This is a genomic window from Ideonella sp. (assembly GCF_041287625.1).
Lineage (GTDB): Bacteria > Pseudomonadota > Gammaproteobacteria > Burkholderiales > Burkholderiaceae_C > Ideonella.
In genome coordinates this window covers 22946-46953 of record NZ_JBGGNH010000073.1, presented here as the reverse complement: position 1 = coordinate 46953, position 24008 = coordinate 22946, and the positions used below count along the sequence as shown (strand labels likewise).

Here is a 24008-nt window from a genome sequence, read left to right as displayed (position 1 = left end):
GACAGCTGTGTTCGCCCAGGCCGCTCTGCTGTAATGAGGCATGACTTCTGCGGGTGCTAGCGCAACACCCAACACCTTGGACGCCAGGTCCGACCCCAGCCTGCAGCCCACTTCGCTGGCCGGCTGGCTGGCCAGCCGCAGGGAGCGCCACATGGCGCTGGCCCTGCTGTGCGTTTGCGCGCTGCTGTTTGCCTGCGCGGTGCCGTTTGCGAAGCGGCCGCTGGGGCAGCTCTGGCCCTTCATTCCGGCTTACGAGGCGGCGCTGGTCGTCACTGACCTGATCACCTTCGTGCTGCTGCTGGGCCAGTTCCGGCTGACCCGTTCGCGCGCACTGCTGGTGCTGGCCTGCGGCTACCTGTTCACCGCCAGCATCACCACGCTGCATGCCTTGACCTACCCGGGCGTGTTCAGCCCCGCCGGCCTGCTCGGTGCGGGGCGCCACACCACCGCCTGGATCTACATGTTCTGGCACGGTGGCTTTCCCCTCTATGTGCTGGCCTACGCCATGCTGCGTGGCAGCCCGCGGGAGGCCTTGCCGCATGGGCGCTCGCCATTGCTCGCCAGCATGGCAGGCTCTGGCCTCGCGCTGCTCGCGGCCGGCCTCGCCGTTGCATGGACCACGCTGGGCCAGGACGCGCTGCCCGCGCTGATGACCGATCAGCACAGCTACCTCTCCAACCTCACGCTGGTCGTCAGCACCGTCTGGGCGATCTGCCTGGGCACGCTGGGCATGCTGGTCTGGCGGCGCCGGCCGTTCACCGTGCTGGACCTGTGGCTGGTCGTGGTGATGGGCGTGTGGCTGCTGGACGTGGGGCTGTCGGCCTTGTTCAATGCCGCGCGCTTCGACCTGGGCTTTTACGCCGGCCGCATCTTCGGCCTGATGGGCGCCAGCTTCGTGCTCGGGCGGCTGCTGCTCGAAAGCAATGTGCTCTACACCAGGCTGTCCCATGCCCATGACCGCATGCGGCGGCGCAGCATCGAGCTGAACACCCTGACCGAGCAGTTGCAGGCGGCCAACGCGCAGCTGGCCGCCGGCAACCGGCAGCTGGAAGAACAGAGCCGCTTCAAGTCCGAATTCCTGGCCAACATGGCGCACGAGCTGCGCACGCCGCTGAACGCGGTGATCGGCTTTTCCGAGATGCTGAAGGCCAGCATGGCCGGGCCCTTGAGCGACCGGCAGCGCACCTTCGCCACCCACATCTTCCAGAGCGGCCACCACCTGCTGGCGCTGATCAACGACATCCTGGACCTGTCCAAGATCGAGGCCGGCAAGGTCGACATCGAGCTGGAAGCGGTGCCGCTGCAGGCCTTGCTGACCGAAACCCTGGCCATGGTGGACGAGCGCGCCCGCGCCCGCCAAGTCCGGCTGCTGCTGGCCAAGCCCGGTCCGCTGGGCATGCTGCGGGCCGACCGCCGGCGCCTGAAGCAACTGCTGCTGAACCTGCTGTCCAACGCCGTCAAGTTCAGCCCCGATGGCGGACAGGTCAGCATGCAGGTGCAATGGGCCGATGCCGAGCGCGCCAACACAGCCCTGCCCGGCTTCCGCGAAGGCCTGCGCATGCCGCCACCGGTGCTGACCGATGCCGCCGCGGTGCGCCCCACGCGCTATGTGGAAATTTCGGTCACCGACACCGGCATCGGCATCAGTGCCGCGGACCTGCACAAGCTGTTCAAGCCTTTCACGCAGATTGCCAACGCAGTGACCCGCCAGGCCGAGGGCACCGGCCTGGGCCTGGTGATGGTGCACCGGCTGGTGGAGTTGCATCAAGGCATGATCGCAGTGACCAGCGAGCCCGGCCGCGGCAGCTGCTTCACCGTCTGGCTGCCGCTGCAGGATGAGGCAACCACCGCTTCGCAACCCGCCTGGAGCGCCAACAGCGCCCGGCCGACCGACACCTCGCGCCGGCTGGCCCTGGTGGTCGAAGACAACGCCGACGCTGCGGCGCTGATGCAGGTGCAGCTCGAAGAACAAGGGTTCGAAGTGCGCTGGCTGCATTCGGCCGAAGAGGCACTGGAACTGGCCAGCGAATGCACACCGGACCTGATCACGCTGGACATCCTGCTGCCCGGCATGGACGGCTGGCAATTTTTGGCGCGCATGCGCGGGCTGCCGGCCTGGGCCAGCGTGCCGGTGGTCGTGGTCTCGGTGGTGGCCGACCACGGCCGCGGCTATTCGCTGGGTGCCGCGCTGGTGCTGCAAAAACCAATTGCCCGAGACGCGCTGGCCCTCGGGCTGGAGCGCATGGGCCTGGCGGTGGATGCCGAACGCAGGGCAACAGTGCTGGTGGTGGACGACGACCCCGTCGCCGTCGAGCGCCTGGCTGGACAGCTGCGCCAGCGCGGCTGCGTGGTGTTGCGCGCGCTGGGCGGGCAGGAAGGCATCGAGCTGGCGCAGCGCTTCCGGCCGGACCTGATCGCACTCGACTTGGCCATGCCCGAAGTCAGCGGCTTCGACGTGGCCGAGGCATTGAAGAACCACCCGGCCACGCGGCACATCCCCATCGTTGCGGTGACCGCTGGCGACCTGAGCCTGGCTGACCGGCAGCAGCTCAACGGCCGCATCCAGGGCCTGGTCGCCCACGCCGACTTCGCGCATGGCGAGTTTGTCGGGGAAGTGCAGCGGGCCCTGGCGCGGCCGGCACTGTAAAAGTCCTGCAGCGGTTGCTGGGCTTCGACAGGCTCAGCCCGAACGGAACACGCTCCGTTCTCCCTGAGCTTGTCGAAGGGTCGTGCCTCTCTCTCAAACAAACCCCAACGACCTCGCGCTGCCGAAGTTCACCAGGTTCGGCAGGATCTTGTCCAGCTGCGCATCCTTCGCGCCGAACCAGTGCAGCAGCGTGGCCGCGTACTGGTCCACCGAGCTGCTGGGGATCCAGCGACCCTGCAGTTCCCAGCTGTCCACGCCCACGTCGTCCGGCCCGCCCAGCACCAGCTCCGGGTAGCGGCCGTAGGCCTGGCCGCCCTTCACTGCGCCGCCCAGCACCAGCTGATGGTTGCCCCAGGCGTGGTCTGTGCCGGCGCTGGCGTTGGGCGCGAAGGTGCGGCCGAAGTCGCTTTGCGTGAAGGTGGTGATCTTCGGGCCGAGGCCGATGGCGGTGATGGCCGTCTGGAACGCCGCCAGCGCAACGGCCAGCGTGTTCATCAGGCCAGCGTGCGTGCCATCCAGCGCGCTCTGGCCGATCTGGTCGTTGTGCGTGTCGAAGCCGCCTTGCGTGACGAAGAAGATCTGGCGATTGCCCTGCACCACCGCGTTCTGCGCGATCAGCCGCGCCGTCTGGTACAGCTGCGCGGCCAGCGGTTCGGCGACCACGCCGTTGACCATCAGCGCGGCAAATGCACTGTCCACCGCCGGCACCGAGTTGGCATCGCCCGGCTTGGACGCAACCAGCGTGCCCAGCCGCTGCGAGACTGCAAAAGCGTCACGCTGCTGGCTGCTGTAGGCATCGCGCAGGCCCACGCCGCTGGTTTGCGAATACATCGCGTCGATGGCGGTCTTGCGCAGCGCGTTCGGCTCCCAGCTGAGGTCCGCAGGCTGCAGACCGTAGGCGCCGAAGACGTTGCCGGCAGTGGGCAACACCAGCGGCGTGCGCAGGTCTTCCACGCCGAAGCGGCCGTTGCTGCCAATGGCAATCACCGGGTTGAGGGTCTTCATGACCTGCGAACTGCGGCCGCCCCAGCCGGTGCGGTAGTCCGAGTCGCCAGTGCCGGTTTCCCACAGGGCCTGCTGGTCGGAGTGGGAGAACAGGCTGTCCGGAATCAGCGCCGAGCCATCGGGTTGCGAGCGGTACTGGTCCTTGGTGAGCGGCCCCACCAGCGGGCCGACGTTCATGACGGGCGCCAACTGGCCCTTGGCCCACCAGGGCTGCAGCGCGGCCATGGCCGGGTGCAGGCCGTAGTCGCTGCCGGTCAGCGCGACCAGCTGCTCGCGTGGCAGCGCCAAGGTGCTGCGCACGCCGGCGTACTGGCTGTAGCGGCTGGTGTCGGTCGGCACCACCATGTTCATGCCGTCGTTGCCGCCATACAGGAAGACGCAGACCAGCGCCTTGTAGTCGGCCGCATACGCGGGGCCAACGCTGAGCAGGTTGGCCACGCTGCCGGCGCCGAGCGAGGCGGCCAGCATGCCGCCGGAGCGGCGCAGCCATTGACGGCGTGCCGGGGAAAAGGAGTCGTGATGATCATGCGACATGGGGATGCTTCCAGATCGTTGACGGGGCGCGGTCACAGGGCGACCTGGTAGTCGGGCGAGGCCATGATGAGATAGGCAGCGGCGCGCACGCGCTTGGACTGCCAGTTCTGGCTGTCGCGCTGCGAGGTCCACCAGGCCACCGCGTCGATCACCTTCTGCCGCGGCGTCGCGGCCAGCGGCTGGCCCAGCATCACCAGCGACATGCGGTCGACCAGCGCGGTCGCATCAGAAGCGCTGCTGAGGAAGGCGTCCACCTTGATCTTGGTGCCGACGGCGTTCGGGATCGTGGCGTCCGGCGTCGAACCGTCCCAGTCGAACAGGTAGGTCAGGTAGTTCAGCCGGTTCAGTGCGCCGTTGGCGTTGTGGATGCCGAACTCGGGGCCGACCAGCTTGTTGGTGCCGGCCACCGGATAGCGCGGCGGGTAGTAGCTGAAGACCGAAGGCGGGTTGAACATGTGCTGTTTCAGGGACTCGCCCCACCACCAGCTGAGCGCGGCGCCATCGCTGAAGCCGTTCATCACGCGCAGCGCGCTGGTGAAGAACAGCGCGGGCGAGCGCAGCTTGCCGCCGTTGGCCGGGTTCACGCTGGTGTCGCGGGCCTCCGGGTCCAGCAGCACCGCAGCCACGGTGGCGGCCAGGTCGCCCTTCACGCCGGCGCCGAAACTGATGGTCTTGTCGCCGTCCACGTACTTGAACTTGCCATTGTTGAAGGCGGTGGCCACGTGCTGCACGTAGAGCGGCGTCGGGTTGCTGCTGACGAGTTGCTGGATCAGCTGCTTGGCCAGGAAAGGACCGACGTTGGCGTGGCCCATCACGCTGTCGAGCACACGTTCCAGCGCGGCGGCAGCGTCTGCCCCTGCCGGCACCGCCACGCCACCCAGCAGCGTGCGGGCGCTGGTGTTGCGAAGCGCCGGGGCCGGCACCATGTCGCCGCCGTAGTACTGGCAGTTGGCGCCAGTGGGCCAGCAGCCCCAGCTGGCGCTGCCGCCCACCGGGTAGGTCCAGCCGGTCAGGGCAAAAGCGTAGTTGCGCACCATGTCGTTGTCATAGACCGGCTGGCACTTGCCGCCCACGTAGTTGCCGTTTTTCTGCAGCTGGCAGGTGCCCAGCGAAAACAGCTGCAGCATCTCGCGCGCGAAGTTCTCGTTCGGCGCGGTGGGGGAGTTGTTGACGTGGTCCAGGTAGTCACCCATGACCGGCGACAGCACCACCTTGCGCAGCACGTCGCGGTAGTTGCCGAAGGCCAGCGTGAGGAAGTTGTTCTGGTAGTTGCGCAGCCCGTAGGTGCCGCTGACCTCGTAGCCGCTGATGACCAGGATCTGGTGCAGCGCCAGGGCCACGCGCTGGCGCAGCTGGTCGGTCTGGCCGGTGGCGTTGCGGTAGAAGTCCCAGATCAGCGGGTCGGTCGAGAAGTAGTCGCGCCAGCAGTTCGGGTTGCCGGACTGGGCCGGCTGGTCGCAAAAGCCGACCTCGTTGACGTTCTTGTGGATCGCATCGCCATTCGCCGCGCCCGAGGTGTAGCGCGAGCTGGAAAGCGCCATCTGGTCCTTCAGCCAGCCTGGCAACCCGCGGCTCTGCAGCGTGGTGACGAGGGCCTCGTTGGCGCCCATCGTCGCCTGCTGGGCGAAGCGCACCGCGTCCAGCTGCGAAGGCGCGGTCAGCTGCGAAGGCGCGGTCAGCTGCGAGACGGCCAGCGCGCTGCGGCGGGCTTCGGCAGCAGTTGCCTCGTTCGAACTGCCCTCGCTGGCACTGCCGCCGCAGCCGGCGAGCACCCAGCTCATGGCGACGGCACCGAGGATGGCGCCAGCGCGGCGCCATGGCAACGTGGAAAGCGCAGGCGAGCGCCGGCACACGCTGGCGTCTACGCCAGCGTGGCGAACAGGAGTCGGCATGTCAAAGTCCCTTCGGGCCGTGCAAAGCAGCCCGTTGTCAGTGGCAAGGTGGGCGGGTCAGGTCACCGGAAAAGCAAACCCGGGCAACAGACAAAATTCTGCCGGGGTCGCCTTCGGGAAGCTGTGAGCAGTTGATGCGCCGATCGCATCAATTGCCCTGTCAATCAGCAGTTTCTGTGCCGTAAGGGAACCGACGATTTATGTCAGGCCCACCCGCCGTTCAGGGTGCCGTGCTTCCCAGCACGCGGCCCGCAATGCCCTGCAGCCTGGCCACCATCGCCGGGTCGCGCACGGCAGGCGCGGTGATCAGCGCATGGTCCAACGCCCGGCGGCAGTTGCAGCCGGCACCGTGTTCGTCGCCTGTGACCTGGCCGGCCAGCGCGGCAACCAGCGAACGCGCCTTGTCGGCGTTGCCCAGCAGCACCTTGACGATGGCGTCCACCGTCACGCTGTCGTGCTGCGGGTGCCAGCAGTCGAAATCCGTCACCATCGCCACCGACGCATAACAAAGCTCGGCCTCGCGCGCCAGCTTGGCCTCGGGCTGGTTGGTCATGCCGATCACGTCGCAGTTCCAGCTGCGGTACAGGCGGCTTTCGGCCAGCGTGGAGAACTGCGGGCCTTCCATCGCCAGGTAGGTGCCCCCGTCCGCATGCGGCACACCTTGCGCCGCCAACTGGCCCAGCACATGGCGACCCAGCCGGTGGCAGGTCGGCCTTGCCATCGCCACATGCGCGACCAGACCGGTGCCGAAGAACGACGAAGCGCGGCCCACGGTGCGGTCGATGAACTGGTCCACCACCACGAAGGTACCCGGCGGCAGGTCTGCCCGCAGCCCGCCCACCGCGCTGACCGACAGCACGTCCGTCGCGCCCAGCTGCTTCAGCGCCGCGACGTTGGCCCGGTAGTTCACCTCGCCCGGCGGCACGCGGTGGCCACGGCCGTGGCGCGGCAGGAACACGAGCCGCGCGTCCCCGAGCCGGCCGGTCAGCAGTTGGTCCGAAGGCGCGCCCCACGGCGTGTCCACCGTGACCCAGGCCGTGTCGGTCAAACCTGGCAGCTCGTATAGGCCACTGCCACCGAGAACGCCCAAGACCTGTGTGCTCATGCAGCCACCGTTGCTGCTTCAGGATGCGCAAGGCGCAGCACCGCATCCGGTGTCTCTGCCTTCAGCTTGTGGTCCGACCACACCTGCCGCCAACGGCGCGCGCCCGGCGTGCCGTTCCACAGGCCCAGCATGTGGCGAGCAATGTGCGCCCACGGCGTGCCGGCGGCCACATGGCGCTCAGCCATGTATCGCGCCATCGCGCGTTCGATGTCGATGCGGTCGTTCCCCGAGGCCTCATCGCCGAAGAATCGCTGATCCCAGTCGGCCATCACCCAAGGGTTGTGATAAGCCTCGCGGCCGATCATCACGCCGTCCACGAACTGCAGCTGGTGGGCGATCTCGTCCGAGGTCTTCACGCCACCGTTCAGCACGATGGTCAGCTGCGGAAACTCGCGCTTGAGCTGATGCACCAGCTCGTAACGCAGCGGCGGAATCTCGCGGTTTTCCTTTGGACTCAAGCCCTTGAGCCAGGCATTGCGCGCATGCACGATGAACACCTCGCAGCCGGCTTCTGCCACGGTGCCCACGAAGTCGCGCACGAACGCGTAGCTCTCTTCCTTGTCGATGCCAATGCGGTGCTTGACAGTGACCGGCAGCGCCGCCTCGCCGGCCGCCCGCGGCTGGGCCGCCTCCACCATCGCCCTCACGCAGTCCGCCACCAGCGGCGCCTCGGCCATCAGGCAGGCGCCAAACGCCCCGCGCTGCACCCGCTCGCTCGGGCAGCCACAGTTCAGGTTCACCTCCTGGTAGCCCCACTGCCGCGCCAGCGCGGTGCTGTAAGCCAGTTCGCCCGGCTCACTGCCACCCAGCTGCAAGGCCAGCGGCTGCTCCGCCGCATCAAAGTCCAGGTGCCGCGGCTGGTCCCCATGCCGCAAAGCCCCGGTCGTCACCATCTCGGTGTAGAGGCGGGTGTGGCGGGTCAGCAGCCGGTGGAAGACCCGGCAATGCCTGTCGGTCCAGTCCATCATCGGCGCCACCGAAAGGCGCCAGGGGCTGTGGGCTGCGCCGGGCTCGGCGCTGGTGTCGGGGTTCGTCATGTGGGCGCGATTATCCCAAGCAACGACCAGCCACAGCTGGTACGGCGCGGCTTGTCCGAGGCGAATGTCCGGTTTCGTGGTCCAGGCGGGCGCCTGCGTTTGATGACGGCCGACACAAACCAACTGCGACCGTCACAGTCTGTTCATGCTTCAAGTGGACAGTCGGCCCATGCACTACAGCCCTCCCACGCCTGCGGACCTGCGCCGCCTGAAGGAAGAACTCGGCATGACCGGGGTCGAGATGGCCGAGCTGTTCGGCCTGGCCGGTGGCCAGCAATGGCGCAAGTACACCGGCGGCCAGGCGCCACGCGGCATGGGCCTGCACATGCTGTTCTTCGCGGCGGCGCGGCTGGCGCTCTCGCCCGAGGAGCTGGAACGGGTGGCGAGCCGCATGCAGGCTGCCGGCGCCGAGGTCAAGCTGGGCGCTGCGCCAAGCGCTCAAGCAGCACCGGCTTTGCCCTCCGCACCGCCCACGCTCGCCGCTCAGCTGGCGATGATCGCCTGCACCGCGGACTGATCGGGTCCAGCCGCTCAGTTGCGCCCTTGCCGGTCGTCCGGGTTGTTCTCGTTGGCCCACATCATTGCGGCCTGCAGGCCCGCGTCTGCTGCTTCGGCTTCGGTGCCGTAGAGCATGCCGGTGTCGCCAGTGACCGAGGCGTCGGCTTCGGGGTCGTCTTCGGTGACGCTGAAATGGGCCTCGAAACGCCCGTCCGGCTGCGCCTGGCTGAAGCCGCGCAGCGTGAAGTGGCCGAGGTAGCCAGTCTGCAATTTTTCCATTTTGACGCTCCCGTTTTGACTGTGGCAGCCGCCAGTATGCGGCGCGGGTCAGCCCACCAAGGTGACAGCCTCGGTGCCGGCAGGGACGCGTGCCACCGCGTGGCCGGGCGCGCCGATTGCCCACCTCCGCCAGTGGCCAGCGCCCGGCCGTTCCAAGGCAGCGCCGCCCACTGTTGCCAACGTGCCAACGGGGAGCCGATCAAGCCATGCACTGCCAGCCAGACCTCGCCATTTCCCGCCGCGACCTGCTGATTGCCGGCGCTGCTTCCACGGCCAGCGTGGTGCCCGCGGCAGACGCCGCGGGCGCGCCCACGCCAGCGCCCTTGCCCCCCGCCGCCGGCGTGCCCATGTCCAAGGTCACCTTGCAGGTCAACGGCCAGCCGCGCACGCTGGAACTGGACAACCGCACCACGCTGCTGGACGCGCTGCGCGAGCACCTGCAGCTGTTCGGCACGAAAAAAGGCTGCGACCACGGCCAGTGCGGCGCCTGCACGGTGCTGGTGGATGACCGGCGGCTGAACTCATGCCTGACCCTGGCGGTGATGCACCAAGGCGCGAAGGTCACGACCATCGAAGGCCTGGGCACGCCTGAGCGGCTGCACCCGCTGCAGGCCGCCTTCGTGAAGCACGACGGCTACCAGTGCGGGTACTGCACGCCGGGGCAGATCTGCTCGGCCGTCGGCATGCTGGACGAGCTGAAGCGCGGCATTCCGAGCCATGTGAGCGCGAGCCTCGCCGAGCGCCCGCTGCTCACGGCCGAGGAACTGCGCGAGCGCATGAGCGGCAACATCTGCCGCTGCGGTGCTTACTCGAACATTGCCGAGGCGATCACCGAAGTCGCGCAGCAGCAAGGAGCTCAAGCATGAAGTCCTTCACCTACGAACGCGCCAGCAGCGCCCCCGAAGCGGCAGCCGCCGCAGCGCGCAACCCCGGCGCCAAGTTCATTGCCGGCGGCACCAACCTGCTGGACCTGATGAAGCTGCAGATCGAGGTGCCTTCGCACCTGATCGACGTCAACGGCCTGGCGCTGGACCAGGTCGAGCCGACGCCCGAAGGCGGCCTGCGCATCGGCGCGCTGGTGCGCAACACCGACCTCGCCGCCGACGAGCGCGTGCGGCGCGATTACGCGGTGCTGTCCCGCGCGCTGCTGGCCGGCGCCTCGGGCCAGCTGCGCAACCGCGCGACCACCGCCGGCAACCTGCTGCAGCGCACCCGCTGCCCCTACTTCTACGACACCGCCCAAGCCTGCAACAAGCGCCAGCCCGGCAGCGGCTGCAGCGCCATTGGCGGCGTGACGCGGCAGCACGCCATCGTCGGCACCAGCGCGGCCTGCATTGCCACGCACCCGAGCGACATGGCGGTGGCCATGCGCGTGCTGGACGCGACGGTCGACACCGTGCGCCCCGACGGCCAGGCCCGCCACATCCCCATCGCCGATTTCCACCGCCTGCCCGGCGACACGCCGCAGGTCGAGACAGCATTGCTGCCCGGCGAGCTGATCACCAGTGTCACGCTGCCCAAGCCCCTGGGCGGCGTGCACGTCTACCGCAAGGTGCGCGACCGGGCTTCGTATGCGTTTGCACTTGTCTCGGTGGCCGCGGTGCTGCAGCCGGACGGCAGCGGCCGCGTGGCGCTGGGTGGCGTCGCGCACAAGCCCTGGCGCATCGAAACGGCCGAGGCCGCGCTGCCGCAAGGCGCCAAGGCGGTGACCGCCCAATTGCTGGCCGGCGCCAAGCCCAGCGATGACAACGCCTACAAGCTGCAGCTTGCCGAGCGCACGCTGGCCGCAGTGCTGGTCCAGGCCAGACAAGTGGGAGGCTGAGCCATGAAATTCGACACCCCCGCCGGCATCAACCCGATCGACCAGCTGAAGGTCGTCGGCCGTCCGACCGACCGCATCGACGGCCCGCGCAAGACCACCGGCACTGCGCCGTATGCCTACGAACGGCATGACGTGGCTCCCAACCCGGCCTACGGTCAGGTGGTCGGCGCGACGATTGCCAAGGGCCGTATCACCGCGATGGACCTGAACGCCGCGCGGGCCGCGCCGGGCGTCATCGCCATCGTCACGGCCGGCAGCGCCGGCCAGCTCGGCAAGGGCAAGCGCAACACAGCCAAGCTGCTGGCCGGGCCAGAGGTGCAGCACTACCACCAGGCTGTGGCACTGGTCGTGGCACAGAGTTTCGAGCAGGCGCGCGCCGCGGCGCAGTTGGTGAAGGTCGAATACGAAGCCGCAGCGGGCAGCTTCGACCTTGCCGCAGCCAAGGACTCGGCGAAGAAACCCACGCCCAAGCAGGACCCGGAACCCGACAGCGCGGTGGGCGATTTCGCTGGCGCTTTCGCCGCCGCGCCGGTCCAACTGGACGCGACCTACCACACGCCTGACCAGGCCCACGCAATGATGGAGCCGCACGCCACGCTCGCCGCCTGGAAGGGCGACGAGTTGACCGTCTGGACCTCGAACCAGATGGTCGACTGGGGCCGCACCGACCTGGCCGCCACGCTGAAGATGCCCAAGGAAAAAGTGCGGCTGGTCTCGCCCTACATTGGCGGCGGCTTTGGCGGCAAGCTGTTCCTGCGGGCCGACGTGCTGCTCGCCGCACTGGGCGCCAAGGCCGCCGGCCGGCCGGTCAAGGTCATGCTGGCGCGGCCGCAGATGTTCAACAACACCACGCACCGGCCGGCCACTCTCCAGCGCATCCGCATCGGCGCCGGGAAGGACGGCAAGATCACCGCCATCGGCCATGAAAGCTGGTCGGGTGACCTGCCCGAAGGCCAGCCCGAAACAGCCGTCAATCAAACCCGCCTGCTCTACGCTGGCGCCCACCGCATGACCGCGATGCGCCTGGCCGTGCTGGACCTGCCCGAAGGCAACGCCATGCGCGCGCCGGGCGAGGCGCCGGGCCTGATGGCGCTGGAAATCGCCATCGACGAAATGGCCGAGAAGCTGGGCTTGGATCCCATCGAATTCCGCATCCTCAACGACACACAGGTCGACCCCGAAAAACCGGACCGCCGCTTCTCCCAGCGCCGCCTCACCGAATGCCTGCGCACCGGCGCCGAGCGCTTCGGCTGGTCCCGGCGCTCAGCCAGGCCCGGTCAGCGCCGCGAAGGCCAATGGTTGATTGGCATGGGCGTGGCCGCGGCGTTTCGCAACAACCTGGTGATGAAGTCCGGCGCCCGCGTGAAGCTGGACAAGCAAGGCATCGTCACGGTCGAAACCGACATGACCGACATCGGCACCGGCAGCTACACCGTCATTGCGCAGACCGCTGCCGAGATGATGGGCGTGCCGCTGGCGCAGGTGAAGGTGCAGCTCGGCGATTCGGCCTTCCCCATCTCGGCCGGCTCCGGTGGCCAGTGGGGCGCCAACAGCTCCACCGCCGGCGTCTATGCTGCCTGCGCCAAGCTGCGCGCCACCCTCGCCGCCCGGCACGGCTTCAACCTCGCCGAGGTGATGTTCACCGACGGCGAGATCCGTGCCGGCAACCGCCGCATGTCACTGGCCGAGGCAGCGGGCAAAGACGGCACCGTCGCCGAAGACACCATGACTTACGGCGACCTGGACAAGCGCTACCAGCAGTCCACCTTCGGCGGCCATTTTGTGGAGGTGGCGGTGGACGTTGCCACCGCCGAAATCCGCATCCGCCGCATGCTGGCCGTCTGCGCCGCCGGCCGCATCCTGAACCCCAAGTCCGCCCGCAGCCAGGTCATCGGCGCGATGACCATGGGCGCAGGCGCCGCGCTGATGGAAGAACTCGCCGTGGACACCCGCAAAGGCTTTTTCGTCAACCACGACCTGGCCGGCTACGAAGTCCCGGTGCATGCTGACATGCCCCACCAGGACGTGATCTTCCTCGACGAGACCGATCCGATCTCGTCCCCCATGAAAGCCAAGGGCGTCGGCGAACTGGGCATCTGCGGCGTGGCCGCGGCGATTGCGAACGCGGTCTACAACGCGACGGGTGTGCGGGTGCGGGAGTATCCGGTGACGCTGGACAAGTTGCTGGCCCACTTGCCAGCGGTGGCGTAGGCTGGCGCCTCACCGCGCGAGCCCCGCAAGACATGGACAGGTGCTCACGGCACCATCGGGGAGCACAGCTCCACCAGGCAGCCGTTCAGGTCCCGCACATACCCCACACGCTGGCCCCAAGGCTTCTGCGTCACCGGCTTCAACGGCGTGGCGCCGGCGGCCACAGCCCGCTCGTAAGCCTGCTCGGGCGTCTCGGTGGCCAGGCAGATCTCGATGCCGGCGGCGATGTCTCGCGATGTGTTGGGCCGGATGGCGAGGCCGTTGGCTTCGGACAGCGCCTCGGACGCAAAGGCCAGTGCCGTGGCGCCGGTTTCCATCTCTGCGTACTGGCCGCCTTCGTGCACGAAGCGGCGCGCCAGGCCGAAGGCGCGTTCATAGAAGTCCACCGCTGCGGGCACATCGGGCACGTAGAGGATGGTGTAGGCGAATTGCATGGCAGGTTCTTTATGTCGATCAATGAGCGCCAGCATAGGCAGCGCCACTGGCTCGGGTCTTGAAGATTTCGGCCGCATCGGCCTCGGTGCCAAGTGGCAGGCCAACCAGTGTTGCGGGCTGACGCCGCCCGGGCGTGAAACCGCCGTGGCGACGGAACTCGCGCGTCATGTGGGCCTGGTCGCTGTAGCCGCCTTCTGCGGCCGCCTGGGCCAACGTCAGTGGTGAGGTGCTTCCGGCCTGGGACAACAGGCGCAGCGTCCATTGGAAGCGCAGTACCGAACCGAAGGCCTTGTACGGCAGGCCGACCGCGGCGGTGATCTGGCGACGCAGGCTGCGCTCCGGCACGTCCACCAGCCTGGCCACCTCCGTGAGCGTGAGCCGGCCCGCGCTCAGGTGCATCAGGTTCAAAGCGTCCATGGCACCGCCGGCGATGCCGGTGGCGCGCTGGGCCCGGCGTCCGGCCAACGCCACCATGCGCGCCTGAAGCACCGGCATGCGGCCTGCACTGAGCAGCAGCGTCGCATCCGGCCCAAGGTGCTTCGCCGCGGCGTCCCCTCTGAGGGCAGAGTCTCTCAAGCTCGCTGGCGCCAGGCCAAGGCAAGCCCCGCCCCAGCCCGCCCGAAACCGCAGGCCGAAGAAGCAGTCCCCTTGCTCGCAAGGCACATGGGACGGCCGCTGAGACGGCCCGATCAGCACCAACCTGGGCGCCAGAATTTCACCTTCTTCCGACACCCGAAACCGCACGATCAGGTCCATCCGCCCGTCTGGCAGCACCAAGTGGTCGCCAGCAGACGAGGCGCGGAACGTCCAAAGTGCTTCGACGCGCCGGCCGTCGAGGTTTGCGGCAGACAGCTCCGTGTAGTCCGAAGGAAGAGGCATGCGGCAGCGTACCGCAACGACCCGTCCTGCCTTTTGATCGTCGCAGGAGTTCCATGCTCGGACCTGGCGCGTGCCGACCATGCGCAAGCCGATGCTGGTGCGCCCCAGTGCCTCGCGGCGCCACGGGCTGCGTTGTGAATCAGCTTTGCCTCAGGGTGATGGTTGGCGGCAGGCAGCGCGCAACGTTGGCTGAGACGAAGTCGCCGATGGTCTTGCGGGTAGCGCGGCGGACGCCGTTGCTGTCCAGCAGGGACTCCAGGGATTGGGCGACGCCGCACACCTGGTCGATGGTGCGCAGCGCGAATGCCGCGTCGACGTCGCAGGCCTTGGCCAGTGCCAGCAGCGATGCGCGCGATGGGTGGCATTTCGGCCAGACTACTGGAGTCCGCCGTCGCGTACAGCGCAGCGGCGCCTGTCTTCTCCAGCTTGGTCAAGCCAAAGGCGGCTTGGCCTTTCGGACGCGAACACGGGTAGCGCCTTTCGGCGACGTAAAAGCCCATTCATGGGTCGTTATGTCCAAAATGAGGACATTTCAGCCCTTAAATGGGCTATCACAGCATCACCAGCCATCGCACTGCGATGAACGACAACCACCGGCTGCGGGTGCGGGTGCGGACATCCTCTCGGCCCAGCAACTTTGACATGCCGTCGATACCCGAAGCTGGCAGTGCCGGGTGCGAGCCTCGTGGTGGGCCGCAAGCGAGCTGCGTGCGCCAGTTGACGCAGGTAGGCTGGCGCATTTACACGCGGGGTGTCCATGCTTGGTCGGCTCATGAAAGAGCATCGGCGCAAAGTGCTGTTTTTGGCGCTGCTGGTCGCCGCTGCCTTGCCATTCGTTGCGTACAAGGTCTACCAGTGCCACTGGTATGCACAGGCACTGCCGCCAGAGCTGGAGGTCGCCTATCCGGTCTCCGTTGGTGAAGAGTTCGCGTTCAGGGGAGGTTGCGGTGTCGCGGTCTATAGCCTGTCAGACCGGACGCTCAAAGCCGTGAAGCAAGACCAGCTGTCGTTCTTCGAGAGCGCCACCCGAGCGAGAGGTCACCGTGAACCGGAAGACCGCGACGGCCATTACTACACCTACCAGCCGTGGCAAAGAACGCCGGTCCCGGCCCCCTGGACAAACGATGGGTCGTGGTTTGTGTGCTCAGCCATCAGCAGCAGGCTTGAGAGCGAGATCGTGGCCGCAGCGAAGTTTGAGGGGGCGTACTACACGATGGCACCAAAAGCGACTTTACTGGTCCTGCCTGCACTGGGCTACGCGGTGTTTGCGGTCAACGACTGAACCGCGTAGGCCACGCCCTTCTCGGACGCGAAGGCGATGCAGTCGGATTTGGGTTGACATTGAACCCGTTCGCCTTTGATCTTGTCGAAAGTCCAGGGCTTGGACAGGCTCTGCCCAAACGGGGCAGGCAACTCGCCGCGCCGTGCAAACCATTCGCCCTGAGCGCGTCGAAGGGTTGGCTTCGACGCGCTCAGCCTGAATGGACAAAAAGCGCCGAGTTGCGCAGCGATAGGGTCTCCCAAATTCTCACAGGTACCTGTTCACCAGGTTCTCCATCGCCTCCTGCCGCCCCGAAACCGGCAGCACGTCCTGGTTGCGGGACAGCACGTGTTCGGACAGCGCCTCCAGCGTCAACTTGCCTTCCAGCACCTGTTGGCCAAACGGTTCGCGCCAGCCGGCGTAGCGTTGGTCGACGGCACCGGCGAGGCGGCCTTCCTCGACCATGCGGGCCGCTATTTCAAGCGCGTGGGCGCAGTGGTCCATCGCGCCGACGTGGCCGTGGAACAGGTCGACGGCGTCGATGGACTGGCGGCGGACCTTGGCGTCGAAGTTCAGGCCGCCTGTGGTGAGGCCGCCGCCCTTGAGCACGTGGTAGAGCGCCAGCGAAGTGTCGGGCAGGTTGTTGGGGAACTGGTCGGTGTCCCAGCCGAGCTGGGCGTCGCCGCGGTTCATGTCCAGGCTGCCGAAGATGCCCAGGGCCTGCGCGGTGGCAATTTCATGTTCGAAGCTGTGGCCGGACAGCGTGGCGTGGTTGGCCTCGATGTTGACCTTGACCTCTCTTTCCAGGCCATAGCGGCACAGGAAGCCGTAGACGGTGGCGACGTCGAAGTCGTACTGGTGCTTGGTCGGCTCGCGCGGCTTGGGCTCGATCAGGATGGTGCCTTCGAAGCCGATCCGGTGCTTGTACTCGACCACCAGGTTCAGGAAGCGGCCAAGCTGGTCCAGTTCGCGCGGCAGGTCGGTGTTGAGCAGGGTTTCGTAGCCTTCTCGGCCGCCCCAGAGCACGTAGTTTTCGCCGCCGAGCTGCTTGGTGGCGTCCATCGCGGCCTTCACCTGGGTGGCGGCCATCGCGAAGATTTCCGGGTCCGGGTTGGTGGCGGCGCCGGACATGAAGCGCCGGTGGCTGAACAGGTTGGCCGTGCCCCACAGCAGCTTCACACCGGTGCGCTGCTGGTGTGCCGCGAGCTTCTCGACCATGCGCTCGAAGTTGGCCAGGGTTTCGCGGGGCGTGGCGCCTTCGGGGGCCACATCGCGGTCATGGAAGCAGTAGTACGGCACCCCGAGCTTGCTGAAGAACTCGAACGCGGCCTCGGCCTTCAGCGCGGCCAGTTCCATCGGGCTGCCGCCCGAGAACCATGGGCGCTGGAAGGTGTCGCCGCCAAACGGGTCCAGCCCGGTCCAGACGAAGCTGTGCCAGTAGCAGGCGGCAAAACGCAGGTGCTCAGCCATGGGCTTGCCCAGCACCAGGCGGTCCTTGTCGTACCAGCGGAATGCCAGCGGGTCTTCGCTGGTGGGGCCTTGGTAGCGGACGGGTGCCACGCTGGCGAAGTAGGAGGATTCGGAGCTCATGGTGGCCTGCTTTCTGCCCGCTGGGCGAGCGTGAAGGAAGTGAAAAGACGTGATCAGTGCGACGGCGCAGCCGGGTGTGGCGTCGGGTGCAGTGCCGGGTACAACGAAGTGAAGCGTGCGTACCGGGCCAACAGGCGCTCGCGTTCCGCGGGCTCGGGCAACCAGCGTTGGGCGACCGGCGGCGCGATGCAGACCAACGCTTCGTCTCCGCCCGCAGCCAGCCAGCCCAGCCGCGCGGCGCCCAGTGCGCCGCCGGCTTCGCTGCCGGCATGGCCGACCAGCGGCAGGTCCAGCGCCGAGGCCAGCATCTGCGCCCACAGCGCGCTGCGGGCACCGCCGCCCACCAGCGACAGCTCGCCGACCTCGGTGCCTGCCGCAGCCAGCGCGCGCCAGCCGTCGCGCAGGCCAAACGCCACGCCTTCCATCACTGCGTGGGCAATGTGCGCGGGGCCGTGTTCGTGGGTGAGCCCGGAAAGCGAACCGCTGGCGTGCGGGTTGTTGTGCGGCGTGCGTTCGCCAGAGAGATAAGGCAGGAACATCGGCGCCGCCGCCTTCTCGGCCTCGCTCAAGGTGGCAGCCTGGGCCAGCAGCGTGGCCACGTCGGGCTGGCCTGTCAGCTTCGCGGCCCAGGCCAGGCAGCTGGCGGCCGACAGCATCACGCTCATCTGGTGCCAGCGGCCGGGCAAGGCATGGCAAAAGGCATGCACCGCGGAGGCGGGGTTGGGCCGGAAGCGGTCGTTGCAGACAAACAGCACGCCCGAGGTGCCCAGCGACAAAAAGCCCTGCCCTGGCCTGACCGCGCCAATGCCGACCGCGCTGGCCGCGTTGTCGCCGCCGCCGCCGGCCACCAGCACGTCCGCCGGCAGGCCCCAGCGCTGCGCCAGCGAAGACCGCAGCCGGCCGCTGACCTCGCTGCCTTCGACCAGCCGCGGCATCTGGCCGCGGCTCAGGCCGCAGGCGGTCAGCAGTTCGTCTGACCAGTCGCGCTTGGCCACGTCCAGCCACAAAGTGCCGGCTGCGTCGGACATCTCGCTGACCTTGTCACCGGTGAGTTGCAGCCGCAACCAGTCCTTGGGCAGCAGCACACTGGCAATGCGCTCGAACAGCGCCGGCTCGTGGCGCGAGAGCCAGACCAGCTTGGGCGCCGTGAAACCCGGCATCGCCAGGTTGCCGGCGATGGCCGGCAGTTGCGGCAGCGCCTGCATCAGCCATTCGCATTCAGCGCCGCTGCGGCCGTCGTTCCACAGGATGGCCGGGCGCAGCACCATGTCATTGGCGTCCAGCACCACGGCGCCGTGCATCTGGCCGGACAGGCCGATGGCGCGCACGCGCCGCATGGCCTCGGGTTCAGCGGCGGCCAGGCGAACCATGGCTGCATCGGTGGCTGTCCACCAGTCGCCCGGCGCCTGCTCGGACCACAGCGGCTGCGGGCGCGAGACCTGCAGCGGCTCGCTGACGGTGGCGAGCACCTGGTGGCGCTCGTCCAAAAGCAGCAGCTTCAACTCGGACGTGCCGAGGTCCATGCCAATGAACATTGGGAGCTTTCTTGAGGTGCCTGTTTCAGGTGGCAGGCACGGAGTAACGAAGTCGAGAAGGACTCAGGTTCCAGTGGCCAAAACCGGATGCAGGTCCGGGTTGCGCGCGGTTCGGTGCGCCGGCTGGCGGCCGCCGATGATCATGCCCAGCACCTCGTCCTGCGTGACATCGGCCACCGCCTCGGTGCCGACCACGCGGCCGTTTTTCATCACCGTCACGCGGTCGCAGACCTCGAACACGTCGGGCATGTCGTGGCTGATCAGGAAAATGCCGATGCCTTGCGCCTTCAGGCGGTGGATGGTGTCGATCACCATGCGCGTTTCGGCCGGGCCAAGGGCGGCGCAAGGCTCGTCCATGATCAGGATGCGGGCGTTGAAATACAGCGCGCGGGCAATCGCCACCGTCTGCCGCTGGCCGCCGCTCATGGCCTTCACCGGCCGGTGCAGCTGCGTGAAATGCGGGTTCAGCTTGGCGACGATCTGCCGCGCCTCGTGTTCCATGCGCGGCGTGTCCAGCGTGCCCCAGCGCGTCATCAGCTCGCGGCCGAGGAACAGGTTGGCGGCGGCGTCCAGGTTGTCGGCCAGCGCCAGCGTCTGGTGGATGGTTTCGATGCCGGCGGCGCGGGCGTCCCGCGGGCTGGCAAAGGCCACCGGCTTGCCTTCGACTCGGAACTCGCCGCTGTCGGGCGCGTACACGCCGGAGAGCATCTTGATGAGGGTGGACTTGCCGGCGCCGTTGTGCCCCAGCAGGCCGACGACCTCCCCCGGCCGCAGGTCGCAGCTGACGTCGTCGACGGCCATCACGCCGCCGAAATGCTTGCTGACGTGGTCCACCTCGACCAGCGCCGGCAGTGCGGAAAAATTCTCTCGCATCACCGGCTGCTCCTGCGGTTGTAGACCACGTCAAACCACACCGCACCGATCAGCACCAGGCCGATGCAGATCTGCCGCTTGGCGCTGGACACGTCCATCAGCACCATGCCGTTGTCCAGGCTCTGGATCAGCAGCGCGCCCACCACCGAACCGGCGATGGAACCCACGCCGCCGGCCAGCGAGGTGCCGCCGATCACCGCGGCAGCGATCACGTACAGCTCCGCCATCTGGCCGATCGAATTCGCGCCGGCATTCAGCCGCGCCGTGGTGATGACCGCCGCCAGCGCTGCCAACGCGCCCATCAGCATGAACAGCGTGAGCATCACGCGCAGCGTAGGAATGCCCGACAGCAGCGCGGCGTCCGGGTTGCCGCCCATCGCAAACACATAGCGACCAAAGCGGGTGCGCGTGGCGACAAAGCTCATCGCCAGGACCACCGCGATCAGGATCAGCACCGGCACCGCAATGCCCTTGCCCACCCGCTCCTGTTGCGCATTGAAGGCGGTGTAGCTGTTCATCACCCACACAAAGCCGATGATGGCGGCGCACTGCAGCAGCACGCGCAGGCCGTCGGCCCACAGCGCCAGTTGATCGGCGCCGTAGGCCGTGCGGCTGCGGCGCACCTGCACCCGTTGCCAGACCACGAACACGCAGGCCAGCAGGCCCAGCACGCTGCTCCACAGCGGGCCGATGGCGCCCGAGAGGCCGCCGCCCAGCAGTTGGTAGTCAGGCGCCAGCGGGGCCAGCGTCTGCCCGTCGGCCACCAGGAAGGCGGCGCCGCGGTACATCAGGTAGCCGGCCAGCGTGACGACAAACGCCGGCACCTGGCGGTAGGCCACCCACCACCCCTGGAACGCGCCCACCAGCAGCCCACCAGCCAGGCCGGCGACGATGCTGAGCGGCCAGCCCCAGCCGGCCTCCGGCGGAAACAGCACCACCTGGGTGTAGGCGATCAGCATGCCGCTGAACGCCAGCAGCGAGCCGACCGAGAGGTCGATCTGCCGCGCCACGATCAGGAACACCATGCCGCAGGCCATCACGCCGGTGACGCAGGTCTGGATCGACAGGTTGTACAGGTTGCGTGGCGACAGGAAGGTGCCTTCGGTCAACAGCCCCAGCCCCACCCACACAGCCAGCAGCACCAGCAGCATCGAGGTGAAGCGCGGGTCGAAGCCGGTCTTCTGGAAAAAGCCCTGCAGCGAAGGCCGCAGGGTGGACGCCGTGGGGCGGCTCAGCGTGGTCATGGTGGGTGCGTCTTGCTTGCTTCGCTCAGCCGTTCAGCGGCAAGCCTTGGGGCCGCTGGAAGCGTCCACGCCGCCGCAGACCTGGGCCTTGGTCGCCCAGCCAGCCGAGACCACGTAGTCCAGGTTGTCGGTGGTGATGGCCACCGGCTTCAGGAAGACCGACGGAATGGCCAGCTTCTTGGTGCCACCGCTCCAGATGGCCGCGCCCTGCACCGATGCAGGGGCCGTGCCCTTGGCCATCGCCACCGCGAAGCGGGCCGCGGCCTCGCCCAGGGTGCGCGTGTCCTTGAACACGGTGACCGTCTGCTCGCCACGGGCCACGCGGTTCAGCGCGGCAATGTCGGCGTCCTGGCCAGAGACCGGAATGCCACGCAGGTTCTGCGACTTCAGCGCCGCGACCGCGCCGCCGGCGGTGCCGTCGTTGGAGGCGACCACTGCGTCCACCTTGTTGCTGTTGCGCGTGAGGATCTGGTCCATGTTCTTCTGCGCGATCTCGGGCGACCAGCCTTCGGTGTATTGCTCGCCGACGACCTTGATCTTGCCGCCGGCGATGGCGCCCTTCAGCACCTCCAACTGGCCGGCGTGCAGGAAGTCGGCGTTCGGATCGGTGGGCGAGCCCTTGATGAACACGTAGTTGCCGGCAGGCTTGGCTTTCAGCACCTCGCGCGCCTGCATGCGGCCGACCTCGACGTTGTCGAAGGTCAGGTAGAGCACGCCGGTGTCCTGGATCAGCCGGTCGTAGGCCAGCACGGGGATGTTCTCGTCCTTGGCCTTGCGCACCGCCGGCAGCACCGCGTCGGCGTCATAGGCCAGCACGATCAGCGCGTTCGCGCCGCGCGTGATCAGGCCTTCCACGTCCGCCAGCTGCTTCTCGTTCGAGCCCTGGGCGTCCGCGCTGATGTACTTCGCGCCCAGCTTCTCCAGCGCTGCCTTGATGGCCGACTCGTCGCGTTTCCAGCGCTCTTCCTGGAAGTTGGACCAGGACACGCCTACGACCAAGTCTTTCGCCTGGGCCAGCGCCGAGGCTCCGAGCAGGCCAGCCAGCAGCAGCCGCGCCGCAATGGTGTTGAGGGTCATTTGTCTGTCTCCTTGACTGCCGTCTGTGCGACTGGCAGCACGTCTTCGCGAAGCCCCGTGAACGAAGCGCCGATCGGTTCGCTTATTTAGTTTGATCGACAAACAAACAATATCGTCAGACGCCGGCCGCGTCAAGGCTGCGGGCCTGTGGCTTTCCCGAGGTTGGCGGCGCGGCGCTGCCCGAGCGCAGTGGCCGGCGCCGGTGCGTTCACTGGCCGGCTGGCGGCTGCCAGAGCTCGACCTTGTTGCCTTCAGGATCGATGACCCAGGCGAACTTCCCGTACTCGGACTCGTCGATCTTGTCGAGCACCTTGCAGCCTTCCGCCTTGAGCGCTGCGACCACCGCGTGAAGGTCCTCGACGCGGTAATTCACCATGAAAGAAGCGCTGCTGGGCGCGAACTGGGTGCTGTCCTCGCTGGCAATCGACCAGACGGTCGACCCGCCCGTGGGTTTGCCGTCGGCGTCGGTCCACGCGAACGCGGTGCCGCCCCAGGCCTGAACGTCGATGCCAAGATGCTGCTGGTACCAAAGCCGCAGCGCAGGCGCGTCCTTGGCTTTCAGGAAAATGCCGCCAATGCCGGTGACTCGTTTCATGGAACCTCCAATGTGGGATGTTGAGGGACGCGCATTCGACCTGAACACCGAGGCCGGCGCACCTTGACGCTACGATGCCCAAGAATCGAAAAGGCGGCTTGCCAAATCTTGCGAATGGACCCGGAAGGCGAACTGGCTGTTCCTGCGAACTATGTCGAACGCGTCAACCGCGCCATCGACCATGTCGTGCGAAACCTTGACCAACCGCTGCGGCTGGGCTCGGTTTCGGGCGCGGCCGGCTTCTCCCCGTTCCACTTTCATCGTGTTTTCAAGGCGCTGCTGGGCGAGACGCTGAACCAGTTCATCAAGCGGCAGCGGCTCGAACGGGCGCTTTACCTCATGTCCCACGCGCCCGGCCGTTCGCTCACCGAGTTGGCCCTGGACTGCGGCTTCGCTTCTTCCTCCGACTTCTCGCGCAGCTTCAAGCAGCACTACGGACAGCCTCCCAGCGTGTTCGACCTTGAAAGCTTCCGCGATGCACGCCGCGACGATTTCGAGCGCGTGGTATCGGCACAGGAAGGTGCCCCTCGTTTCACCGCCCTGCCTGCAGGTCAGAACCCGGACGGGTTCGTGGCGAACGTTCGCGAACTGCCCGCACGCACCGTGGCCTACCTTCGCGTGCTGGACCCGTACCGCGAGGGTGCCGTGCAGGCAGCCTGCGAGCGGCTGCTGGCCTGGGCGACTGCCCGCGGACTCGCTGGCGGCCAGTGGCTGGGCTACATGTGGGACGAACCCGAGACCGTCAGCCTCGCCAAATGCCGGTACGACGTGGCGCTGGTGGTCGAAGGCGATGTTGAAACTGCTGGCGAGATTGGCCGCTTCGACTTCCCGGCCATGCGCGTGGCCGAGGTCCTGATGCGTGGCGACGGCGCGTTGGAGGCCCGCGCGTTCGACTGGCTCTACAAGACATGGCTGCCGCGAAGCGGTCATGTGCCCGACGATCAACCCGCCTTCGAAGCCTGGATAGGCCGGCCCTTTGCCCACGGCAACGCTCATTTCGAACTCGCTTGCCAGCTGCCGATCAGGCCCGCCTGAACCATGGGCCCTGATCATGCAATCTTCCGCCGTGCGTTGCCCTGCCGTTTGCCGCAACGCCCCAACCCGCCTACCGGAGGCCACCGATGCACCAAGGTTCCTGCCACTGCGGCGCCGTCCGCTTGACCCTGCCCTCCACGCCCGAGGTGGCCACGGCCTGCAACTGCTCCCTCTGCCGCCGCAGCGGCGGCCCCTGGGTCTACTTCCCGCTGGGCACGGTGAAGATCGAAGGCCACCCGGAGTCCACCACCGAATACATCTGGGGCGACCGCACGCTGCGCAACATCCGCTGCCGCACCTGCGGCGTCGTCACCCACTGGGAACCCCTAGACCCGGTTGCGTGCCCCCGCCAAGGCATCAACCTCGGCAACTTCGATCCGGCGTTGATTGCGGCGGTGCGGGTGCGGCGGTTTGATGGGGCGGAGACGTGGACCTACATGGACGAGTGAGCGAA

Annotated in this window: 21 protein-coding genes; 8 read left to right on the top strand and 13 right to left on the bottom strand. The window is 67.6% G+C overall.

Annotated features, from left to right (window positions below; translation table 11 throughout):
* Positions 1-76 precede the first annotated feature (76 nt).
* Positions 77-2647, top strand: coding sequence for a response regulator (locus tag ACAH41_RS27235; RefSeq protein WP_325655328.1), 2571 nt, complete (start codon positions 77-79; stop codon positions 2645-2647).
* A 93-nt stretch (positions 2648-2740) separates the two neighbouring features.
* Here the strand turns inward: ACAH41_RS27235 and ACAH41_RS27230 are convergent, their stop codons facing one another.
* The 4 genes from ACAH41_RS27230 to dusA all read right to left on the bottom strand — a co-directional run bounded on the left by ACAH41_RS27230 (position 2741) and on the right by dusA (position 8220).
* On the bottom strand, positions 2741-4186 hold the full coding sequence (locus ACAH41_RS27230; protein WP_325655329.1) for a DUF1501 domain-containing protein: 1446 nt from the start codon (positions 4184-4186) through the stop codon (positions 2741-2743).
* Between the two features lie 32 nt (positions 4187-4218).
* On the bottom strand, positions 4219-6078 hold the full coding sequence (locus ACAH41_RS27225; RefSeq protein ID WP_325655330.1) for a DUF1800 family protein: 1860 nt from the start codon (positions 6076-6078) through the stop codon (positions 4219-4221).
* A gap of 220 nt (positions 6079-6298) precedes the next feature.
* A complete protein-coding gene (locus tag ACAH41_RS27220; RefSeq protein ID WP_325655331.1) occupies positions 6299-7183 on the bottom strand; it encodes an S-methyl-5'-thioadenosine phosphorylase in 885 nt (294 codons plus the stop codon).
* Entirely contained in the window at positions 7180-8220 is a 1041-nt protein-coding gene (gene dusA, locus ACAH41_RS27215; protein WP_325655332.1) for a tRNA dihydrouridine(20/20a) synthase DusA, read from the bottom strand. The genes ACAH41_RS27220 and dusA overlap by 4 nt, the downstream gene beginning before the upstream one ends.
* A 169-nt stretch (positions 8221-8389) precedes the next feature.
* Here dusA and ACAH41_RS27210 point away from each other — a divergent pair, with 169 nt between their 5' ends.
* On the top strand, positions 8390-8737 hold the full coding sequence (locus ACAH41_RS27210) for a hypothetical protein (protein ID WP_325655333.1): 348 nt from the start codon (positions 8390-8392) through the stop codon (positions 8735-8737).
* A gap of 14 nt (positions 8738-8751) precedes the next feature.
* Here ACAH41_RS27210 and ACAH41_RS27205 read toward each other — a convergent pair whose 3' ends face one another.
* Complete coding sequence (locus ACAH41_RS27205; protein ID WP_325655334.1) at positions 8752-8997, bottom strand: hypothetical protein; 246 nt, start codon at positions 8995-8997, stop codon at positions 8752-8754.
* A 206-nt stretch (positions 8998-9203) separates the two neighbouring features.
* Between ACAH41_RS27205 and paoA the strand changes: the two genes are divergently transcribed.
* Genes paoA through paoC form a run of 3 tightly spaced genes read left to right on the top strand, consistent with a single transcriptional unit; the run spans position 9204 to position 13030 of the window.
* Positions 9204-9863, top strand: a complete 660-nt coding sequence (gene paoA, locus ACAH41_RS27200) for an aldehyde dehydrogenase iron-sulfur subunit PaoA (protein WP_325655335.1) — start codon at positions 9204-9206, stop codon at positions 9861-9863.
* A complete protein-coding gene (locus ACAH41_RS27195; protein WP_325655336.1) occupies positions 9860-10819 on the top strand; it encodes a xanthine dehydrogenase family protein subunit M in 960 nt (319 codons plus the stop codon). Before paoA ends, ACAH41_RS27195 begins: the two co-directional genes overlap by 4 nt.
* Positions 10820-10822: 3 nt before the next feature.
* The gene (paoC, locus tag ACAH41_RS27190) at positions 10823-13030 is read left to right on the top strand and encodes an aldehyde oxidoreductase molybdenum-binding subunit PaoC (protein WP_325655337.1); all 2208 of its coding nucleotides are present in this window, start codon (positions 10823-10825) and stop codon (positions 13028-13030) included.
* A gap of 44 nt (positions 13031-13074) precedes the next feature.
* Here the strand turns inward: paoC and ACAH41_RS27185 are convergent, their stop codons facing one another.
* Together ACAH41_RS27185 and ACAH41_RS27180 are read right to left on the bottom strand one after the other, a co-directional pair.
* Positions 13075-13464 (bottom strand): VOC family protein, encoded by a 390-nt coding sequence (locus tag ACAH41_RS27185; RefSeq protein WP_325655338.1) that lies wholly within the window; start codon positions 13462-13464, stop codon positions 13075-13077.
* A gap of 19 nt (positions 13465-13483) precedes the next feature.
* Complete coding sequence (locus ACAH41_RS27180) at positions 13484-14425, bottom strand: AraC family transcriptional regulator (RefSeq protein WP_325655339.1); 942 nt, start codon at positions 14423-14425, stop codon at positions 13484-13486.
* A 691-nt stretch (positions 14426-15116) separates the two neighbouring features.
* On the opposite strand from ACAH41_RS27180, the gene ACAH41_RS27175 reads away from it, so the two are divergent.
* The gene (locus ACAH41_RS27175) at positions 15117-15626 is read left to right on the top strand and encodes a hypothetical protein (protein ID WP_325655340.1); all 510 of its coding nucleotides are present in this window, start codon (positions 15117-15119) and stop codon (positions 15624-15626) included.
* A gap of 246 nt (positions 15627-15872) precedes the next feature.
* On the opposite strand, the gene xylA is transcribed toward ACAH41_RS27175, so the two are convergent.
* The 6 genes from xylA to ACAH41_RS27145 all read right to left on the bottom strand — a co-directional run bounded on the left by xylA (position 15873) and on the right by ACAH41_RS27145 (position 22519).
* Positions 15873-17195 carry a xylose isomerase gene (gene xylA / locus ACAH41_RS27170; RefSeq protein ID WP_325655341.1) on the bottom strand — a complete coding sequence of 441 codons (1323 nt, stop codon included), beginning with the start codon at positions 17193-17195 and terminating at the stop codon, positions 15873-15875.
* Positions 17196-17248: 53 nt separating this feature from the next.
* On the bottom strand, positions 17249-18730 hold the full coding sequence (gene xylB, locus ACAH41_RS27165; protein WP_325655342.1) for a xylulokinase: 1482 nt from the start codon (positions 18728-18730) through the stop codon (positions 17249-17251).
* A 63-nt stretch (positions 18731-18793) separates the two neighbouring features.
* The gene (locus ACAH41_RS27160) at positions 18794-19603 is read right to left on the bottom strand and encodes an ATP-binding cassette domain-containing protein (protein WP_325655343.1); all 810 of its coding nucleotides are present in this window, start codon (positions 19601-19603) and stop codon (positions 18794-18796) included.
* Positions 19603-20847 (bottom strand): sugar ABC transporter permease, encoded by a 1245-nt coding sequence (locus ACAH41_RS27155; RefSeq protein ID WP_325655344.1) that lies wholly within the window; start codon positions 20845-20847, stop codon positions 19603-19605. The genes ACAH41_RS27160 and ACAH41_RS27155 overlap by 1 nt, the downstream gene beginning before the upstream one ends.
* Positions 20848-20880: 33 nt before the next feature.
* Positions 20881-21924 carry a D-xylose ABC transporter substrate-binding protein gene (gene xylF / locus ACAH41_RS27150; RefSeq protein ID WP_325655345.1) on the bottom strand — a complete coding sequence of 348 codons (1044 nt, stop codon included), beginning with the start codon at positions 21922-21924 and terminating at the stop codon, positions 20881-20883.
* A gap of 208 nt (positions 21925-22132) precedes the next feature.
* On the bottom strand, positions 22133-22519 hold the full coding sequence (locus tag ACAH41_RS27145) for a VOC family protein (RefSeq protein ID WP_325655346.1): 387 nt from the start codon (positions 22517-22519) through the stop codon (positions 22133-22135).
* A 114-nt stretch (positions 22520-22633) separates the two neighbouring features.
* Between ACAH41_RS27145 and ACAH41_RS27140 the strand changes: the two genes are divergently transcribed.
* Together ACAH41_RS27140 and ACAH41_RS27135 are read left to right on the top strand one after the other, a co-directional pair.
* Positions 22634-23554 (top strand): AraC family transcriptional regulator, encoded by a 921-nt coding sequence (locus tag ACAH41_RS27140; RefSeq protein WP_325655347.1) that lies wholly within the window; start codon positions 22634-22636, stop codon positions 23552-23554.
* A gap of 86 nt (positions 23555-23640) precedes the next feature.
* Positions 23641-24003, top strand: a complete 363-nt coding sequence (locus tag ACAH41_RS27135) for a GFA family protein (RefSeq protein WP_325655348.1) — start codon at positions 23641-23643, stop codon at positions 24001-24003.
* The last annotated feature ends 5 nt before the right edge of the window (positions 24004-24008 follow it).

Coding starts and splice junctions, on each gene's coding strand:
- ACAH41_RS27230 (WP_325655329.1), bottom strand. CDS start 4,186: ATGTCGCATGATCATCACGACTCCTTTTCCCCGGCACGCCGTCAATGG.
- ACAH41_RS27225 (WP_325655330.1), bottom strand. CDS start 6,078: ATGCCGACTCCTGTTCGCCACGCTGGCGTAGACGCCAGCGTGTGCCGG.
- ACAH41_RS27220 (WP_325655331.1), bottom strand. CDS start 7,183: ATGAGCACACAGGTCTTGGGCGTTCTCGGTGGCAGTGGCCTATACGAG.
- dusA (WP_325655332.1), bottom strand. CDS start 8,220: ATGACGAACCCCGACACCAGCGCCGAGCCCGGCGCAGCCCACAGCCCC.
- ACAH41_RS27210 (WP_325655333.1), top strand. CDS start 8,390: ATGCACTACAGCCCTCCCACGCCTGCGGACCTGCGCCGCCTGAAGGAA.
- ACAH41_RS27205 (WP_325655334.1), bottom strand. CDS start 8,997: ATGGAAAAATTGCAGACTGGCTACCTCGGCCACTTCACGCTGCGCGGC.
- paoA (WP_325655335.1), top strand. CDS start 9,204: ATGCACTGCCAGCCAGACCTCGCCATTTCCCGCCGCGACCTGCTGATT.
- ACAH41_RS27195 (WP_325655336.1), top strand. CDS start 9,860: ATGAAGTCCTTCACCTACGAACGCGCCAGCAGCGCCCCCGAAGCGGCA.
- paoC (WP_325655337.1), top strand. CDS start 10,823: ATGAAATTCGACACCCCCGCCGGCATCAACCCGATCGACCAGCTGAAG.
- ACAH41_RS27185 (WP_325655338.1), bottom strand. CDS start 13,464: ATGCAATTCGCCTACACCATCCTCTACGTGCCCGATGTGCCCGCAGCG.
- ACAH41_RS27180 (WP_325655339.1), bottom strand. CDS start 14,425: ATGGTCGGCACGCGCCAGGTCCGAGCATGGAACTCCTGCGACGATCAA.
- ACAH41_RS27175 (WP_325655340.1), top strand. CDS start 15,117: ATGAAAGAGCATCGGCGCAAAGTGCTGTTTTTGGCGCTGCTGGTCGCC.
- xylA (WP_325655341.1), bottom strand. CDS start 17,195: ATGAGCTCCGAATCCTCCTACTTCGCCAGCGTGGCACCCGTCCGCTAC.
- xylB (WP_325655342.1), bottom strand. CDS start 18,730: ATGTTCATTGGCATGGACCTCGGCACGTCCGAGTTGAAGCTGCTGCTT.
- ACAH41_RS27160 (WP_325655343.1), bottom strand. CDS start 19,603: ATGCGAGAGAATTTTTCCGCACTGCCGGCGCTGGTCGAGGTGGACCAC.
- ACAH41_RS27155 (WP_325655344.1), bottom strand. CDS start 20,847: ATGACCACGCTGAGCCGCCCCACGGCGTCCACCCTGCGGCCTTCGCTG.
- xylF (WP_325655345.1), bottom strand. CDS start 21,924: ATGACCCTCAACACCATTGCGGCGCGGCTGCTGCTGGCTGGCCTGCTC.
- ACAH41_RS27145 (WP_325655346.1), bottom strand. CDS start 22,519: ATGAAACGAGTCACCGGCATTGGCGGCATTTTCCTGAAAGCCAAGGAC.
- ACAH41_RS27140 (WP_325655347.1), top strand. CDS start 22,634: ATGGACCCGGAAGGCGAACTGGCTGTTCCTGCGAACTATGTCGAACGC.
- ACAH41_RS27135 (WP_325655348.1), top strand. CDS start 23,641: ATGCACCAAGGTTCCTGCCACTGCGGCGCCGTCCGCTTGACCCTGCCC.